Source organism: Terriglobia bacterium (assembly GCA_020072845.1).
GTDB lineage: Bacteria > Acidobacteriota > Terriglobia > Terriglobales > Acidobacteriaceae > JAIQGF01.
Genome location: JAIQGF010000011.1, coordinates 136352 through 153676, shown reverse-complemented (window position 1 = coordinate 153676; position 17325 = coordinate 136352). Strand labels below are relative to the sequence as shown.

Genomic DNA, 17325 nt, shown 5'->3' with positions numbered 1-17325 from the left:
CTGCCCGCTTTACGAATTCTTTATGCACTTTTTATCTAAAGTTTATGGTCAGCACTCTCTAATGGATTGAAGGTTGTGCAGGGTGCGGCGGCAGGCCGCACCGCTCAGCCGGGAGATCTGAGTGACGGAGCTGGTCATTTTGACGGGAATTTGCGCGGCCGGAGTGCTGTTCTTGCTTCGCTTTCTGGTCGCGCTGTGCCAGAACTCCGAACCGGCAAATGCGGTCCATCTGCTGCGCGTCACGCCCGCGCCGACTGGTCGTGAACCTGATGGTGGTGACGAGGAGGAATCGTTGAACCTGGGAGATTCCCATACCCTCCGAAACCGACGGAGCAGGCACAGCCCAGCCGCCACGACGGCAAGGTGGAGCGAAATGGAAGCCGCGTCCAGTGCCAAGGCGAAGCGGTATTCGGCCAATCAAGGCCGGTACTCAGCATGATTCGTTTTGCAAGACGTCAGGAGATGACCCTATGCAGGACTTGATATTCATCGTTGCGACGATCGCGTTCTTCGCACTGTCCATCGGATATGTGCGGTTCTGCGACCGCGTGAAGTGAGGCGGAAACATATGCATCTGGAATCAGCAATCATGCTTGCCGTCAGCGCGCTGATGACGGTGTACCTGGTCTACGCGCTGCTGCGGCCGGAGAAGTTCTGACATGACAGCCAACGGATGGCTACAGATTGGCGTTTTCCTGCTGTTGATCCTGGCGGTGACCAAGCCGCTCGGAGTCTACATGGCGCGCGTGTTCAGCCGCGAACGGACATTCATGGACCCGGTCATGCGTCCCATGGAGCGGCTGCTATACCGGGTGACGGGCGTGGACGAGAACCACGAGATGCGCTGGACCGAATACGCGGTGGCGATGCTGCTGTTCAGCTTGGTGTCGATGGTGGTGCTGTATCTGATGCAGCGGCTTCAGGGCTATCTGCCGTTCAACCCGCAAAAGCTGAGCGCGGTGTCACCGCCGGCGCTGGCATTCAACACCGCCGCCTCGTTCACCACGAATACCAACTGGCAGAACTACTCGGGTGAAACGACGATGAGCTATTTCACCCAGATGGCCGGGCTTGCCTACCACAACTTTGCTTCGGCGGCGGTCGGCATAGCGCTGGCGATCGCTTTCATTCGTGGCGTCGCGCGCCGGCAGATGGAGACGATCGGGAATTTCTGGGTGGACCTGGTCCGTAGTTCCCTGTGGGTGCTGCTGCCGTTCTGCATCGTGGGCGCGCTGGCGCTGGTGTCGCAGGGAGTGGTGCAGAACCTGAAACCCTACGACACCGTCAAACTGGTCGAGCCACAGCAGGTGCAGAAGGTCGGCACTGACGGAAAACCAGTGGTCGATAGTCAGGGTAAGCCGGTGATGGATACCGTGACGGAACAAACCATCGCACAAGGCCCCGTGGCCTCGCAGGAGATTATCAAGGAGTTTGGCACCAACGGGGGCGGCTTCTTCAATGCCAACAGCGCCCACCCTTTCGAGAACCCGACGCCGCTTACCAACCTGATTGAGATGTTCTCCATCTTCGCAATTGGGGCCGGACTGACTTACACGCTGGGCCGGATGACCGGCTCACAGCGCCATGGATGGGCGGTGTGGGCGGCGATGGCGATCCTGTTCCTCGCCGGGGTGACCGTGGCTTATTGGGCCGAGTCCCGAGGAAACCCGCTGCTTGCCGGTGTGGATCAGCGCGTGAGTGCCACGCAATCGGGCGGCAACATGGAAGGGAAGGACGTGCGCTTTGGAATTGCCAACACCGCTCTGTGGGCGACGGTTACCACGGACGCCAGTTGCGGCGCGATCAATGGCTGGCACGATTCCTTCACGCCGCTGGGCGGGATGGTGCCGCTGGTCAACATCATGCTGAGCGAAGTGATCTTCGGCGGTGTGGGCTCCGGCATGTACGGCATGCTCATCTACATTGTGCTCGCCGTGTTCATTGCCGGACTGATGGTGGGCCGCACGCCGGAGTACCTGGGCAAGAAGATTGAAGGCTACGACGTGAAGATGGCCATGCTCGTGGTGCTGGTGTTCCCGCTGGTCATCCTGGTGTTCACGGCGATTTCCGCGGTCAAGCCGTTCGGCACCTCGAGCATCCTGAATGCCGGGCCGCACGGGCTGTCCGAGATGCTCTACTCCTTCACATCGCAAGCCGGCAACAACGGCTCGGCCTTCGCGGGACTGACCACCAATACCCTTTGGTACAACACCGCGGGCGCGTTCACCATGTTGATTGGGCGCTTCCTGATGATCATCCCCATGCTGGCCATCGCCGGCAACCTGGCGCGCAAGAAGTATGTTCCACCGTCGCTGGGCACGTTCCCGGTGACGACACCGCTGTTCACCGTGCTTCTGATCGGCGTGATCCTGATCGTGGGCGCGCTGACGTTTTTCCCGGCCTTGAGCCTGGGACCGATTCTGGAGCACCTGCTGATGGGCGCCGGCAAGACTTTCTGAGGATTTATGGCGAGACAAAAAGCGATTTGGGAATGGAAGATCGTGCGCCGCGCGATCTGGGACGCACTCGTGAAGCTGAACCCGCGCAAGATGATGGGCAATCCCGTCATGTTTGTGGTGGAAGTCGGCAGCGTGATCACAACGATCCTGCTGATCCGCGGTGGCTCGGCCTTCAAATTCAATCTGCAGATCACTCTGTGGCTGTGGTTCACGGTTCTGTTCGCCAATTTTGCCGAAGCGATGGCGGAAGGACGCGGCAAGGCGCAGGCGGATACGCTGCGCAAGGCCAGGGCGGAGACGATAGCGAACCGTTTGCTCGCCAACGGGCAGACCGAAAAAGTGCCCAGTTCCGAGCTTCGTGCCGGGGACATGGTCCTGGTTTCTGCCGGCGAGTTCATCCCGTCCGACGGTGAGATCACCGAGGGCGTGGCTTCAGTGGACGAATCGGCGATCACGGGAGAGTCGGCGCCCGTGATCCGCGAATCCGGCGGAGACCGCTCGGCTGTGACCGGTGGCACGCGCGTGCTGTCCGATCAGATCAAAGTCAAGATCACCTCGAACCCGGGCGAAACTTTCCTGGACCGCATGATCGCGCTGGTGGAAGGGGCCGAGCGGCAGAAGACACCCAACGAGATTGCGCTGAACATTCTGCTGGCGGGTTTGACGATCATCTTCCTGCTGGCGGTGGTGACTCTACAGCCATTCGCGATTTATTCCGGCTCGCCGCAGACCGTGTTTGTGCTGGTCTCGCTGCTGGTATGCCTGATTCCTACCACGATCGGCGGGCTGCTGTCGGCGATCGGTATTGCCGGCATGGACCGGCTGATTCAGCACAACGTGCTTGCCATGTCCGGGCGTGCGGTGGAGGCGGCGGGCGACGTCAACACGCTGCTGCTCGACAAGACGGGGACGATCACACTCGGCAACCGCCAGGCGTCGCGCTTCATTCCTGCGCCCGGTGTGACCGAGCAGGAACTTGCGGATGCGGCCCAGCTATCGTCTTTGGCCGACGAGACGCCGGAAGGCCGCTCGATCGTTGTCCTCGCCAAGGAAAAGTACGGATTGCGCGGACGCGAACTGGGAAAGCACGAAGCAGAGTTCGTGCCCTTCTCCGCGCAGACGCGCATGTCGGGCGTGAACATGAACGGCTTCGAAATCCGCAAAGGCGCGGTGGACGCGATCGCCAACTTTGTCAAGCAGGGCGGCCGCGACTTCCCGGTTCAGGTGCAGGCCAGCGTGGAGCAGATTGCCCGCGCCGGTGGCACGCCTCTGGTGGTGGCGGAGAAAAGCCGGGGCGCGTTGGGAGTGATTGAGCTCAAGGACATCGTCAAAGGAGGGATGCGCGAGCGCTTTGACCAGCTTCGCGCCATCGGCATCCGCACGGTCATGATCACCGGCGACAATCCGCTGACCGCCGCCGCGATTGCGCGCGAAGCCGGCGTCGATGACTTCCTGGCGCAGGCGACTCCCAAGGACAAAATGGATCTGATCAAGAGCGAGCAGGCGGGCGGCAAGCTGGTGGCGATGACCGGGGACGGCACCAACGACGCGCCGGCGCTCGCGCAAGCCGATGTGGGCGTCGCCATGAATACGGGCACGCAAGCCGCCAAAGAGGCCGGCAACATGGTGGACCTGGACTCCAATCCCACCAAGCTGATCGAGGTGGTGGAGATCGGCAAGCAACTGCTGATGACGCGCGGCGCCTTGACCACGTTCTCAATTGCCAACGACGTGGCCAAGTACTTCGCCATCATTCCGGCAATGTTCGCCGGCACGTTCCCGGTGCTGAACGCGCTCAACATCATGCACCTGCGAACCTCGCAGTCGGCGGTGCTCTCGGCCGTGATTTTCAACGCGGTCATCATTGTTGCCCTGATTCCGCTGGCGTTGCGCGGGGTGAAATACCGCCCCATGGCCGCGGCTGCGCTGTTGCGGCGCAATCTCTGGGTTTACGGCGTGGGCGGAATCATTATTCCGTTCATCGGGATCAAGCTGATCGACATGCTGATCACCAGCGTGCGTCTGGCATAGGAAATCGTCATGAAGAAGAATCTAATCACTGCTGTTCTGATGACGCTTGCGACCACGATACTTCTCGGCATCGTTTACCCCCTGGTCGTGACCGGCATCGCCAGAGTCGCGTTTCCGGACAAGGCCAACGGCCAACTGATTCAACGCGACGGCAAGACCGTAGGCTCCCGGATCATCGGCCAGCCATTCACCGGGCCGGGATACTTTCACTCGCGTCCCTCGGCAGCGGGAACCAACGGCTACGATGCCGCCAACTCCGGCGGCTCCAATCTCGGCCCCACCAACAAGACGCTGATTGACCGCGTTAAGCAGAGCGCTGATTCTCTGCAGGCGGAGAATCCCGGTAAGCCTGTGCCGGTGGACCTGGTAACGACATCCGCGTCGGGTCTGGATCCCGATATGACGCCCGCCGCCGCCGATTTTCAGGTGCGGCGCGTGGCGCGGGAGCGCGGCATAAGCGAAGACCAACTGCGCCAATTGGTAGCGAAGCATACGGCGGGGCGGCAGGCCGGGTTCCTTGGCGAGGCGCGTGTCAACGTTCTGGAACTGAACCTCGAGCTCGATGAAGTCCACCCGATCAACAAGAGGGCTGCGAAGTGAGTGCCAAGAACACGATGATTCGCCACCACCTGATCGAAGGAATGTTGCCGGAAATATTTGGAATACTCTAGTGCGATATCCGCGATGAGGCGGAACGGCTGGAACCGCCGTGACCCGTCCTTTGAGAAGAAGCTGGTCGAAACCTACCTCGTTTCATGCCAAACACGAGTAGTTCCACTCCCTCTGCGAATGCGTGTCCGACTGTAATCCAATAGCTGTGCTTTGAATAATCGTTTTCCCCGTGCGGGCGATGGCTCCTGCTGTTAACTCGCAAGGTTCATGCACTAGAGCTTGATGGCTCTTTCGCCTCGATCCCGGCACGCAGTTTGAACTACAGCCAGGGCAATACTTCCCCAATGAAACTGCAGGTCTTGGGGACCTGGGATTCTTCCCGAACATTTGCCGCAGTTAGTTGCCTGGTTACCTTGGGCACTGTTCTTAGGTGATCGAGGTCATACGAGGTTCCGAATATATATTCGTGAAGGTGTTGACACCGGGGCGGCCCTCAAAAGGTCGCGACGCGAAGATGTCGAAGCGGTTTTGCCTTCGAGCCAGCTCAAAGATCCCCCAGCTTCGCACTGTTCACGCAAGCGCGAAGTTCCACGACTGGAGTGTTGGCAGCCCTTGCTCGCTGAGCCACCACACGCTGGGGAGTGACGTATGTTTCTAGATTTCTTGGGCGGTCTTAGGTCTGGGGCCCTGGTTTTACGATTCGGCCACCCTCACCGCCAGCTTCGGCTTAGCTTGTCGATTTTCCCAGCATCAGGATGGGCCGTGCACGTAGTCATCGGGAGAACCTTATGAAAAAGGTATTGATGTTGATCCTGGTTCTTTGCATAGCCGGTTCTGCGATTGCTGCGGTTCGCACAGACGCTTTTGAGCGGGCAAATGGCGCTCTAGGTGCACATTGGACGCAGACGTTAGCCAATCCATTGCAAATCAGCTTTGGCGGTGTTTATGGCGCAAGCAGCGGCGGCCAGCTCGGCGCCCTAAGTGCAGAATCGGATGGCATTTGGACAGGCGATACGTTTGGCAGTGACCAATTTTCGGAGATTCTGCTGCGAACGTGGTACAAGACTCAATGGATAGGATCATGGGTTAGGCGAAAGACCTCGCCCGATCAAGGTTATTTAGTTCTTTATTACAGCGGTTCGTTGATGCTGTTTGTTCATAGCGGCGGTGGATGGAGACAATTACATACGCAAACGGCCAGTACGCCGGTCCCGGGTGACAAGATCAAGATAGTTGCCAGCGGCAGTTCCCCGGTTACGATCAATGTCTATCGCAACGGCACCCTAGTGTTTACCTATGTAGATTCAACTTATCGCTTTACAGGCGGGGCACCGGGGATTGCTACAAGTGAGCCACAGTGGGGTGCGGTCGAATCATGGGCGGGCGGAGACGGCGACGGAACAGGGGTAAAGCATCGAACTCCCCCTGCTCCGTGGCGTCCACTACCCGGAAATGGAATGTTCGTTTACAATGAGCGTATAGTAAGTGTAACCGGGTCAGGCGGTTCCATCAACGAAGTTTACCTTGATTTCATATCTGCCCACACCGACAACGGCGGCGGGCCGATAACCTTGCGTTACGTTGCGCCGGATAGTCCAGCAAGGCGCAAGCCTCATCGCTTCTTGTATGTCCTTCCGGTCTGGGATAAAGTGCCGCTGCCAACTGATACTTCGGGCGATGGTTTGTACGAAGTAGTTTCGCACAACTATCATAATCTCTATAATTACACCGTTGTTACTCCCGGCTTCGGTCCTTCGCCGTGGTATGCTGACCATCCAACGGATGTGACGAAGCAACAAGAGTCGTTCATGTTGCTTGAATTCGCGCCTTGGGTAACGTTAAACCTTGGCACTACGGGGATGGAACTCAACTTAGCCATTGGATTTTCCAAGTCTGGTTATGGCGGATTAGACCTTATGTTCCGCAACCCTGCTCTATTCACTGCGGGCGCGTTTTGGGATTTCCCGGCAGACATGGTTTGGTCGCAGACTTCTGACTATGGCGGCGGCGATATAGTTTATGGGACTGAAGATAACTTTGAAAGCAATTATCAACTGACTCACACGTTCATCAATGCACACAGAGCGTTGTTTCATTCTCATCCACGACTATGGCTGTCAGGTGATCCGGTTGTTTTTCAAATAGAGGTTCAAGACCTTGCTTCCCGCCTTAACACGGCAGGAATCCCTTATCTGTATTCCGACGATGAATCGACTTCCGGTTCTGCAAATGACACATGGGCTTCGGGATGGGTTGATCGGGCGATTGTAGCCCTCGATGAATTGCAAGAATCAGTTCCGACGGACAAAGATCAATGCAGGAAAAAGGACAAGGACGAATGCAAGAAAAAGGACATGGATGAATGCAAGAAAAAGGACAAGGATGAATGCAAGAGAAAGGATGAACGTAAGGAAAAGGGCTGGATGGCGCTCTTCCGGCCCGATGGCAGTCCATTCAAGAGCCAAAGAGACTGCGTTCAGTTCGTCAACACCGGGAAGTAATTCCTAGCCCGGAATACTTGAGAGTGTCGGTCCCCTCTTTGTTTGTTCAACACGCGACATATCACAAAGTAGCGATGAATACTTGTGAGTGTATCTGAGCGGTGACTGCCAGTCCGATTTGCCGCGACTTGTCCGAGGCGGCCGTGCAGCTCTCGCCAGCAGAACCCGCAGCAGAAGAGAGCATCAAAGTAATCGAGGTTTCCTGGCCGGCGGCATAACGTCCGAGTAGCCCCGTGTCCAGGTGGTGGAAAGCCTGCGTCCGATTACAATGAATTCGTGACTGCAGTCCTCAAAAGTTTAGCCGCCGGCGTGGTGGGCGCGTCGCTGTTTTTCTGCTTCTTCATGATGTTTTCCATCCCGGTGCTGACCGTGATGGCGAAGCTGCACGATCCCAACGCCCCGCTCGAGGCGCCCGGTGTGGTGATAGCGCCGTCGGCGCTGTTCCGCAGCGTCGGCCTGCCGCTCAGCGCGGTGGCCTTCGCAGTCTGCTTTGTGCTGGCGATGAAAAAGTTCCGCGCTGAACATCGGGTGATCCGGCGATCCGGTGATCGGGCGATAAAAAAGTAGGGCGGCCCGGAGGCCGCCCTTGGATTGCTAGTTTGAATCGCACACGCGAGGGCGCGTGTGCCACACAGGCTGGCCTTACGCCGGCGTTGGCCGTTCGCCCGGCACGATGCCCGGCTGGGCGCCGCCCGGCGCCGGTTTCAGCACCTGCTGCACACCGTCGTCGTGCGAAGAAGACGGCGGCACCTTCGCCGGGAGCGCCTTGCCTTCGATGAGCATCTTGACCTCGTTGGCGTCCAGCACTTCGCGCTCCAGCAGGGCCAAAGCGATGCGATTCAGGGCATCCCGGTGATTGCCGAGGATGTCCACCGCCGACTTGTAACCGGAATCCACGAAGCGGCGCACTTCCTGGTCAATCTTGATGGCGGTGTCCTCGCTGTAGTCGCGATGCTGCGCGATCTCGCGCCCGAGGAAGATCTGCTCTTCCTTCTTGCCGAAGGTCAGCGGCCCGAGGTCGCTCATGCCGAACTCGCAGACCATCTTGCGCGCCAGCTCGGTGGCCTGCTCGATATCGTTGCCGGCGCCGGTGGTCATGGTGTTGAGGAACAGCTCTTCGGCTACGCGTCCACCCATCATGATGGCCAGGCGGGTCTCGAGATAGGTCTTGCGGTAGGTGTGCTTGTCGTCAATGGGCAACTGCATGGTGACGCCCAGCGCCATGCCGCGCGGGATGATGGTGACCTTGTGCAGCGGGTCGGAGTCGTCGCGCAGCGCGGCCACCAAGGCGTGGCCGGCCTCGTGGAACGCGGTGACCCGCTTCTCCTCTTCCGAGAGCAGCATGCTTTTGCGCTCGGCGCCCATCAGCACCTTGTCCTTGGCGATTTCCATGTCGTACATCATGACGGTCTTGCGGTTGGCGCGCGCCGCCAGCAGGGCCGCCTCATTGACCATGTTGGCCAGATCGGCGCCGCTGAAGCCGGGAGTGCCGCGGGCCAGCACGGACAAATCCACATCATCGGCGATGGGAATCTTGCGGGTATGGACGCGGAGAATTTCTTCACGCCCACGCACGTCAGGACGAGGAACTACGACGCGCCGGTCAAAGCGGCCGGGACGCAGCAGGGCGGGATCGAGCACATCGGGACGGTTGGTGGCGGCGATCAGGATGACGCCTTCGTTGGATTCGAAGCCGTCCATCTCGACCAGCAACTGATTCAGAGTCTGCTCGCGCTCGTCGTGACCGCCGCCGAGTCCGGCGCCGCGATGGCGTCCGACGGCGTCAATTTCGTCAATGAAGATGATGCAGGGGGCGTTCTTCTTGCCCTGCTCGAACAGGTCGCGGACGCGGCTGGCGCCCACGCCGACGAACATCTCCACGAAATCGGAACCGGAAATGGAAAAGAACGGGACGTTGGCCTCGCCGGCGACGGCGCGGGCGAGCAGCGTCTTGCCGGTTCCCGGAGGCCCGACCAGCAGCACGCCCTTGGGAATGCGTCCACCGAGCTTTTGGAACTTCTGCGCCTCGCGCAGGAACTCAATGATTTCGCGCAGCTCTTCTTTGGCCTCATCCACGCCGGCCACGTCCTTGAACGTGACCTTCTTCTGCTGCATGGAAAGCAAGCGGGCGCGCGATTTGCCGAACGACAGCGCCTTATTTCCGCCGGTCTGCATCTGGCGGATCATGATGAACCAGAGCGCGCCTAACAGAATCAGCGGCGCCAGGTTGAGCAGCCAGGTCGGCCAGCTTCCACTCGCGACATCCTTGACCGTGATGTTGACGCCCTTCGCCTGAAGGGACTTGTACATATCGGGGTAGTTGGCGGGGACCGTGGTGTGGAACTGGGTCTTCTCGTTGCGGAATTTTCCCTGCACCTCGGTGCCCAGGATGGTGACTTCCTGGACGTTGCCCTGGTCCACCTGGGACATAAATTCGGAGAAGATGATCTCCTTGGGTTTTTGCCCGGTGCCGCCGGCCTTGACCACCTGCCACAGCAAGACGCCGGACAACACGATCACCAGCCAGAACACCACCGTTTTGACCGTCGAATTCACTCGGAAACTCCTCTACTTACCTGCAGGGAAGACGCAAAATAGCGCACCCTAATGATTAGATGCCTGCGCGCACAAAGGGTCTCGCCCTTTTCGCCAGCCTGCAACCATTGTAACCTGCCGGAGGCGGAATGCCCCGCCGCGGGAACAGGAAATTCGCGGTGATCATGGCTCGTTGGTCACGCCACCTTAGTGTCGCGGGCGCCCCGGGTCCGAGGTTGGCAGGCTACTCGGTGGCCGCTGCCTCCACTCCGCTGGTGGCCACGTAAGGGAGGTTGCGCCGTAGCTGGGGCGCGCCCAGGCCGTAGCCAAAGACGAAGCGGTCGTCCACGGCGAAGCCGAAATAGTCGGGCGCCAGGGAGATGCGCCGCGCCGACTGCCGGTCCAGCAGGGTTGCCACCTTGGCCGACGCCGCTCCCCGGGCCAGCAGGTTGCGCAACAGGAATTCGGTGGTGATGCCGGTCTCGAGCAGGCCCATGATTAGCAGCACGTGCGCGCTTTTCACCTGCACCTCGGGGCTGAAAAAGATCTCGGTTGCGGTGCTGCCGGCCTGCGCGATTTCCCTGTGCTCCGGCTTGACGAACTGGCAGATCACTGGGATGTCGAGCTCGCGCACCAGGTCCGCCATGAAGATGAAGCCGTCCTCCAGCACGCCTACGGCATACAGGGTGCGGCCGCGGTAATCGTCGGAGATTTGGCGGGCGAGCTGGTGGATGCGGTCGCGGATCTGCTCGGCACTGATCACCGCAGAGGCGGGGAGAGGTTGCGCTGCCTGGTTCACGGAAGTACCTCGGTTCGATTGCGTGATGTGCCGATTTGGCGATTTGCTGATTGCGGAGGTTGCGCATGGCAATCGGCAAATCGGTAAATCAGCAAACTACCCAATCCCAACTTGCTGCCATTATTGCTCGTTTCCGCCAGTCTGCCCTAGCGGAACTTCTTCCAGCAAGAGCGCGTCGGGGCCCGTGTCCCGGACGCGGAAACGTTCGGGGGCGGGAAACCCGGGGAGCCAGACGATTTCGTCGCCGCTCACAATGACCGGCCAGTACGGTTTGCGCTCCCGCGGAATGTGCCGCGCTTGCAGCAGCTCCTTCACTTTCTTGGGCTGGCGGGTGTGGGCCGGCCAGTAGCGATCGCCGGCATGCCAGTTGCGCACCCGCAATTCGCCTTTCACCAGCGCCGGGTCGAGCAGAACACGAGTGGCGCGGGCGCCCTCGGCCGCGTGTGCCAGGTCTTCACCAGTGACGATGGCAGCGCGAAGCTTCCTGCCCGCGACTTCCACCTCGCCAGGCACAGCGAGCGACAAATCGTATTCCCGCTGCTCCTTCTCCGTTTGACACCTGCGCTGGAACCAGAGTTCCCGGTCCTGGCGGACCGCTTCCCAGCCGTGGCGAAGTTCGAGGCGGAGCGCGCTCACCCCGGAGCGCGCCATCGCCAGCACCTCATCAACATGCTGGAACTCGAGGCGCAGCCCGTGCTGCCCTGCAAGCGCACGAATCAGCCGCCGCTGCAGGGCGAGAGGCTGAGCAAGGAGCGAATCCAACTGAATTGCCGATTGCCGATTGTCGATTGCCGATTGCGTCCGGAGCTTGGGTAACAAACAGCGCACGTGCTCTGTCCAATACTCTTCTTCCGCGCGCGCGATCTCCGCCGTTTGGCTAAGGGTTTCGTCCAGCGCAGGATTGAGCTGCCGCAGCACGGGCATGATTTCGTGCCGCAAGCGATTGCGGGCGAAGCTGACGTCGACGTTGCTTCGGTCTTCGCGCCAGGACTGGCCCAACCGGTCGAGGTAGGCGCGCAGTTCGTCGCGGGAGATATCGAGTAGCGGACGAACGATGCAGGGCGCTGGCGGGATGTCCGGCGCCTGGCCTTCGACCGAGGCGCTGATCCATCCACCGACACCGGGATAGATTCCCGACAGTCCCTTCGTACCCGATCCGCGGAGGAAGCGCATGAGGACGGTTTCAGCCTGGTCGTCGCGGGTGTGGGCGGTGGCGACGCGATGCACGGTCGCGTCGGCAGTCAGGCGATCGAAGAAGGCGTAGCGCAGGGTGCGCGCCGCCGCTTCGAGCGAGAGCTTGTGCTGGCGGGCGTAAGCGGGCGTGTCACCGGAGCCGCAGTGGAATTCCAGGTCGAGGTCGCGGGCAAGGTCGCGCACGAACCGCTCGTCGGCATCGGCATCGGCGCCGCGGATTTTGTGGTTGAAGTGGACGACGGAAAGGACAATTCCGAGTTCGGCGCGCGCTTCCAGCAGCAGGCGCAGCAGCGCGACCGAATCGGCGCCGCCGGAAACCGCCACGCCGACGCGATCTCCGGGCCGGATCAGGCCGTGATGGCGGACGTAGCTGAGGACGCGGTCGAGCACGGAGTTATGGTACGGGAACGGGGGGCCAGGAGTCAGTAGTCGGGACTCAAGCTTCAGGAGGTTGAGAGTCCCAGCGCCTGCATGGCTTCGCCGACCACGTAAATGGAGCCGGTGATGACCACCACGGCGCCGGCGGGAGCGCGGCGGCGGACGGCTTCGATGGCGTCACGGACTGAGGCCGTAACCTCGATTTCGGCGCCGGTGCGAGCGGCGGAGTCGCGGACCTCTTCGGCGGTGGCGGAGCGCGGATTTTCGGCGCGGGTGGCGACGACGTGGTCGGCGAGCGGGAAGAGGATCTCGGCCATCTCCGCAATCGCCTTGTCGCGCATGGCGCCAAAGACGAAGTGCAGTGGACGCCCTTCGAAGCACTGCGAGAGCGCCGCACGGAGCGCCCACGCGCCGGCGGGATTGTGGGCGACGTCGAGGACGCAGGTGAGTGCTTCTGCAGGGGCTGAAGCCCCGGTCGGGGAGGGGCGGTGATCGGCACGACTGAAGTCGTGCCCTGATACAGGCAACTGTCCAGGTACACGAAGGGTCACGACCTGGAAGCGTCCGGGCCAGCGGGTTTCGCCAATGCCGCGCTCGATGTCCCGGGGCGTGATGCGCAGGCCGGCGCTGTTCAACTCCACCGCGGTCGCGATGGCGAGGGCGAGGTTGCGCCACTGATGGCGTCCGAGGAGGGGAGACGCCACCGTGATCTCTTCGCCCATGACGGAGACCGGATAGCTCATCACAGCAGGTCCCTCCCCTTCGGCTCGCTGCGCTCGCTCAGGGTCGGGATGACACTCTCCGAGGGTTGCGCCGGGCGAGACGGGCGGGACGTAGGGAACGGCGCTGACGGCGCGGGCGTCGCGCTCGATGATGGTAGTGCCGATGACGTCGTTGGCTTGGGGATGCTGCGGCAGGGTGACGACGGTTCCACCGGGACGGATGATGCCTGCCTTCTCGCCGGCGATCTCGCGCACCGTGTTGCCGAGGAATTTCTGGTGGTCGAGAGCAATGTCGGTGATGACGGAGACGAGCGGCTCAACAACGTTGGTGGCATCGAGCCGCCCCCCCATGCCGACCTCGAGGACAGCGAGATCCGCGGCGTCCCCGGGTCGGAGACCCGGGCCACACAGATCCGGGCCACACCGGCCGGAAAAGTGCAGGAAGGCCATGGCGGTGAGCACTTCGAAGAAGCTGGGATGCCAGGGCAACTTGCCTTGCTCGACGAGACCAACGGCAGCGGTTTCGACCTGGTCATGGGCGCGGGTGAAGTCGGCATCGGAGATGGGCTCGCCGTTGATGCGAATGCGCTCGTTGATGCGAATCAGGTGCGGCGAGGTGTACAGGCCGGTGCGGTGCCCGGCGGCGCGCACGATGGAAGCCAGGGTGGCGGCGGTGGAACCTTTGCCGTTGGTGCCGGCGATCAGCACCGAGCGTAACTGTCGCTCAGGCGAGCCGAGCGCTTCCAGCAGCACGCGCATGTGCGCCAGGTCGAACTTGTGCGACGGGGTGCGCGCCAGTTCGTGGCCGAGTTCGTAGAGTTGCGCAACTGCGGAAGCGTAAGACATCAGTCTTCAGTCGTCAGTCTTCAGTCGCCAGGCGTGAACAGCGGAAGAAGATGGAAGATCACAGCGGTTCACGCGGTCTTTGTGTTGGGCGTCATGAAGTCGAGCGCGCGCGCGATGTAGTTCTTCAAGTGCTTGCGATGAACCACCGCGTCGAGCATGCCGTGCTCGAGCAGGAACTCGCTGCGCTGGAAACCCTCGGGCAATTTCTGGCGGATGGTCTGCTCGATGACGCGCGGGCCGGCAAAACCGATGAGGGCGCCGGGTTCGGCGATATTCAGGTCGCCGAGCATGGCAAAGGACGCGGTGGTGCCGCCGGTGGTGGGGTCGGTGAGCACGGAGATGTAAGGCACGCGGGCGTCATCCATGCGGGCCAGCGCGGCGGAAATCTTGGCCAACTGCATCAGGCTGATGACGCCTTCCATCATGCGCGCGCCGCCGGAGGCGGAGACGATGATCAACGGCATGCGCAGTTCGGTGGCGCGCTCGATGTTGCGGGTGATGGCCTCGCCGACCACCGAACCCATGCTGCCGCCGATGAAGGCGTATTCCATGGCGCTGACGAACACCGGGCGCCCGTTCAGCTTGCCGCGCGCGTTGAGGATGGCGTCCTTCAGGCCGGTATCCTTCTGCGTTTTGGTCAGGCGGTCGGAATATTTTTTCAGGTCGGTGAATTTCAGCGGATCGGTGGAGGCGAGATTCAAGTCGTCGGTGGTGTACTCGCCATCGTCGAGCAATTGCGCCAGCCGGGTACGCGCGTCCACGCGGAAATGGTGCTGGCACTTGGGGCAGACATTGAGGTTGGCGTCGAGGTCCTTTTTCCAGATGATCTGGCGGCACTCCCCGCACTTCACCCACAAGCCCTCGGTGCGGACCTTCCTCTCGCCCGAGGCGTCCAGATCGCCGGATTGTCGCTTGAACCAGGCCATGGGAATTTGTAATTGAGTAATTTGGCAATTGGGTAATTTGCTCGGCGAAGCTGAACTACTTGCACGCCCGACAAAATTACTAAATTACCCGATTACCAGATTACCAATGTCAGTACTCGATTCCCCGCTGCGCCTGGACGCCCTTCTCGTAGGCGTGCTTGACCTGACGCATTTCGGTGACGGTATCGGCCAAATCAACTATTGTCGGGTGCGCGTTGCGTCCCGTCAAGATGACATGCACCATCTCGGGCCGTTTCTTGAGCGCGTCGGCGACCTTATTGGGATCGAGCATGCCGTAGCTGATGGCGTAATTGATCTCGTCGAGGATGACCAGGTCCCACGCGCCGGACAGGATGGCCTGCTCGGCTTCCGTCCAGGCTTGCTCGACCATGCGGATGTCCTCGGGATCGGTTTCGGCGCCGCCGACCTTCACGAATCCGCGCCCCATCTGCTTCATGACGAAGCGGTCGCCGAAGGCCTGCACGGCGTCGAGCTCGCCATAATGCCACGAGCCCTTGAGGAATTGCAGCATCAGCACCTTCATGCCCTGGCCGACGGCGCGCAAAGCGGTGCCCATGGCGGCGGTGGTCTTACCCTTGCCGGGACCGGTGTTGACGATGATGAGACCCTTGCGAACGTCTGCCATAGGTTTCATGTTTCACGTTTCGCGTTTCACGCGCGGGCAATCAAACGTGAAACTCGAAACGTGAAACCTCCCTAGTGTCCCAAGTGGTACGGATGGCCCTTGAGGATTGTAAATCCTCGATAGAGCTGTTCGAGCAAAACCACGCGGGCGAGCTCGTGCGGGAGAGTCATTTTGCCGAGCGAGAGCTGAAAGGAGGAGGCGGCGAGGGCCTGGTCGGAGAAGCCGTCGGGGCCGCCGACGGCGAACAGCAGCGATTGCGTGCCGCGGTCCTGGTGGCGGCGGAGGAATTCCGCGAACTGCTCGGAGGAGAGCTGCTGGCCGCGCGCGTCGAGCAGGACGAGCGTCTGCGGGGAACGGGATTTCTCGAGCTGCTTCAAAAGCGCCGCTTCACTTGGCAACTCCAACGATTCCGTCGGAATGTAGCGCGACAGCCGCTTGAGGTAGTCCGAGGTGAGCGATTGGATGGCGGAGTCTTTGGTTTTGCCGACCCAGGCGATGCGGAGGCGCATGAGTAATTTGTAATTGGTAATTGGTAATTTGCAATTGGGAAAAGCAGATTCTTCCCGTGCGGCTCCCTTCGCTCGCTCCGGCAGGAGAGCAAATGCATTGCCGATTGTCGATTGATGATTGTCGATTGAGGATTGGCACACCGCTCGTTCATACCGGGAGAGCGCAGGGGTCCTTCGGCTCGGGCGTGCGCCCTCGCTCAGGATGACACCGGTTGGGGCGTGCATGACCGCTCAGGATGACAATCTTTGAAGCTTTGCATGCGATCAACAGGTTTGCGTGCCGTCAACGCACAGCGGAGGCGAGGATGAAGTCGGCGGTCATGTTCACTTTTTCGCCGTCCCAGTAGCGGGAAAAGGCGGCGTGGACTTCGCGCGCGATGGGCTCGATTTGTTCAGGGCGGACCTGATCGAGCAACGTCCGGAAGGGGACGGTTGCGACCTGGAAGTACTCCCACAATTCCTCGATGGAGGCGGGCCACACCCAGGGCACGGTGCGGAGTTCTTCCTGCACTTCGCGAAATCCGGCGGCGGTAAGGGCGGCGGCCAGCGTGCCGCGCTCGCCGAATTTGACGATCTGCTGCGCTGCGGGAGGAAGCGCCGCGCCGGTGTGGCGCATGATGACGCGGCCGGTGGACTGAAAGTAGGGCTGGTCGAGCGGACCCCAGGCGAGCAGCGCGACACGGCCGCCGGGCTTGAGCACGCGGCGCATCTCGGCCAGCGCGCGCGGCAGGTCGGAGAAGAACATGACGCCGCAGCGCGAGGTCACGAGATCGAAGCCGGCGTCGGGAAATGACAGGTGGTGCACGTCGGCGACTTCAAAATTAATGTTGGTGAGGCCGCGCTGGCGGGCACGTTCGGCGGCAATCTTCAGCGGTTCGGGCGAAGAGTCGGTGGCGGTGACGTGTCCGGTGGGCGCGACGGCGCGCGCGATCTGCAGGCTGGGGGCGCCGGTGCCGCAGGCCACATCGAGCACGAGCATTCCGGGGTGAGGTTGCGCCAGGGAGACGATCGCATCGGTGGCGCCGCGTCCCATCTCCGCCGACGGACGCTCCCAGCGGGTGGCGGCGTTCATGCGCGCGTGCGTGGCCCAGTCGGGGGAGGGAGAGGGGGTGGTGGGCATGAAAAGAAGTTACCAGAGTCTTCAGTCGTCAGTCTTCAGTCGTCAGC

The 17325-nt window shown here is 61.2% G+C and carries 15 protein-coding genes; 7 read left to right on the top strand and 8 right to left on the bottom strand.

Going from position 1 to position 17325, the window contains the following annotated elements; translation table 11 throughout:
- Positions 1 to 121 precede the first annotated feature (121 nt).
- The 7 genes from LAN70_12190 (at position 122) to LAN70_12160 (ending at position 8170) form a co-directional block, all read left to right on the top strand.
- Positions 122 to 439, top strand: coding sequence for a hypothetical protein (locus LAN70_12190; protein ID MBZ5511914.1), 318 nt, complete (start codon positions 122 to 124; stop codon positions 437 to 439).
- A gap of 129 nt (positions 440 to 568) precedes the next feature.
- A complete protein-coding gene (gene kdpF, locus LAN70_12185) occupies positions 569 to 658 on the top strand; it encodes a K(+)-transporting ATPase subunit F (protein MBZ5511913.1) in 90 nt (29 codons plus the stop codon).
- Between the two features lies 1 nt (position 659).
- A complete protein-coding gene (gene kdpA / locus LAN70_12180) occupies positions 660 to 2459 on the top strand; it encodes a potassium-transporting ATPase subunit KdpA (protein MBZ5511912.1) in 1800 nt (599 codons plus the stop codon).
- Positions 2460 to 2465: 6 nt separating this feature from the next.
- Positions 2466 to 4490: a potassium-transporting ATPase subunit KdpB gene (gene kdpB, locus LAN70_12175; protein MBZ5511911.1), complete on the top strand. Its 2025-nt coding sequence runs from the start codon at positions 2466 to 2468 to the stop codon at positions 4488 to 4490.
- A 9-nt stretch (positions 4491 to 4499) separates the two neighbouring features.
- The gene (gene kdpC, locus LAN70_12170) at positions 4500 to 5090 is read left to right on the top strand and encodes a potassium-transporting ATPase subunit KdpC (GenBank protein ID MBZ5511910.1); all 591 of its coding nucleotides are present in this window, start codon (positions 4500 to 4502) and stop codon (positions 5088 to 5090) included.
- Between the two features lie 800 nt (positions 5091 to 5890).
- Positions 5891 to 7603 (top strand): hypothetical protein, encoded by a 1713-nt coding sequence (locus tag LAN70_12165; GenBank protein MBZ5511909.1) that lies wholly within the window; start codon positions 5891 to 5893, stop codon positions 7601 to 7603.
- A 276-nt stretch (positions 7604 to 7879) separates the two neighbouring features.
- Complete coding sequence (locus tag LAN70_12160; protein ID MBZ5511908.1) at positions 7880 to 8170, top strand: hypothetical protein; 291 nt, start codon at positions 7880 to 7882, stop codon at positions 8168 to 8170.
- Between the two features lie 75 nt (positions 8171 to 8245).
- On the opposite strand, the gene ftsH is transcribed toward LAN70_12160, so the two are convergent.
- The 8 genes from ftsH to LAN70_12120 all read right to left on the bottom strand — a co-directional run bounded on the left by ftsH (position 8246) and on the right by LAN70_12120 (position 17278).
- Positions 8246 to 10159: an ATP-dependent zinc metalloprotease FtsH gene (ftsH, locus tag LAN70_12155; protein MBZ5511907.1), complete on the bottom strand. Its 1914-nt coding sequence runs from the start codon at positions 10157 to 10159 to the stop codon at positions 8246 to 8248.
- A gap of 223 nt (positions 10160 to 10382) precedes the next feature.
- Positions 10383 to 10937, bottom strand: coding sequence for a hypoxanthine phosphoribosyltransferase (locus LAN70_12150; protein ID MBZ5511906.1), 555 nt, complete (start codon positions 10935 to 10937; stop codon positions 10383 to 10385).
- 120 nt (positions 10938 to 11057) lie between these two features.
- Entirely contained in the window at positions 11058 to 12521 is a 1464-nt protein-coding gene (gene tilS, locus LAN70_12145; protein MBZ5511905.1) for a tRNA lysidine(34) synthetase TilS, read from the bottom strand.
- 53 nt (positions 12522 to 12574) lie between these two features.
- Positions 12575 to 14077, bottom strand: coding sequence for a bifunctional folylpolyglutamate synthase/dihydrofolate synthase (locus LAN70_12140; GenBank protein MBZ5511904.1), 1503 nt, complete (start codon positions 14075 to 14077; stop codon positions 12575 to 12577).
- Between the two features lie 68 nt (positions 14078 to 14145).
- Positions 14146 to 15003, bottom strand: a complete 858-nt coding sequence (gene accD, locus LAN70_12135) for an acetyl-CoA carboxylase, carboxyltransferase subunit beta (protein MBZ5511903.1) — start codon at positions 15001 to 15003, stop codon at positions 14146 to 14148.
- Positions 15004 to 15112: 109 nt separating this feature from the next.
- Positions 15113 to 15649: a cob(I)yrinic acid a,c-diamide adenosyltransferase gene (gene cobO, locus LAN70_12130; protein ID MBZ5511902.1), complete on the bottom strand. Its 537-nt coding sequence runs from the start codon at positions 15647 to 15649 to the stop codon at positions 15113 to 15115.
- 71 nt (positions 15650 to 15720) lie between these two features.
- Positions 15721 to 16158: a 23S rRNA (pseudouridine(1915)-N(3))-methyltransferase RlmH gene (locus tag LAN70_12125; GenBank protein MBZ5511901.1), complete on the bottom strand. Its 438-nt coding sequence runs from the start codon at positions 16156 to 16158 to the stop codon at positions 15721 to 15723.
- A 283-nt stretch (positions 16159 to 16441) separates the two neighbouring features.
- Complete coding sequence (locus tag LAN70_12120; protein MBZ5511900.1) at positions 16442 to 17278, bottom strand: methyltransferase domain-containing protein; 837 nt, start codon at positions 17276 to 17278, stop codon at positions 16442 to 16444.
- Between the last annotated feature and the right edge of the window lie 47 nt (positions 17279 to 17325).

Excerpts from the sequence above, each read along its gene's own strand:
- LAN70_12125 (MBZ5511901.1), bottom strand. The coding sequence starts at position 16,158 with ATGCGCCTCCGCATCGCCTGGGTCGGCAAAACCAAAGACTCCGCCATC.
- accD (MBZ5511903.1), bottom strand. The coding sequence starts at position 15,003 with ATGGCCTGGTTCAAGCGACAATCCGGCGATCTGGACGCCTCGGGCGAG.
- kdpF (MBZ5511913.1), top strand. The coding sequence starts at position 569 with ATGCATCTGGAATCAGCAATCATGCTTGCCGTCAGCGCGCTGATGACG.
- LAN70_12140 (MBZ5511904.1), bottom strand. The coding sequence starts at position 14,077 with ATGTCTTACGCTTCCGCAGTTGCGCAACTCTACGAACTCGGCCACGAA.
- cobO (MBZ5511902.1), bottom strand. The coding sequence starts at position 15,649 with ATGGCAGACGTTCGCAAGGGTCTCATCATCGTCAACACCGGTCCCGGC.
- LAN70_12165 (MBZ5511909.1), top strand. The coding sequence starts at position 5,891 with ATGAAAAAGGTATTGATGTTGATCCTGGTTCTTTGCATAGCCGGTTCT.
- kdpC (MBZ5511910.1), top strand. The coding sequence starts at position 4,500 with ATGAAGAAGAATCTAATCACTGCTGTTCTGATGACGCTTGCGACCACG.
- kdpA (MBZ5511912.1), top strand. The coding sequence starts at position 660 with ATGACAGCCAACGGATGGCTACAGATTGGCGTTTTCCTGCTGTTGATC.
- LAN70_12120 (MBZ5511900.1), bottom strand. The coding sequence starts at position 17,278 with ATGCCCACCACCCCCTCTCCCTCCCCCGACTGGGCCACGCACGCGCGC.
- kdpB (MBZ5511911.1), top strand. The coding sequence starts at position 2,466 with ATGGCGAGACAAAAAGCGATTTGGGAATGGAAGATCGTGCGCCGCGCG.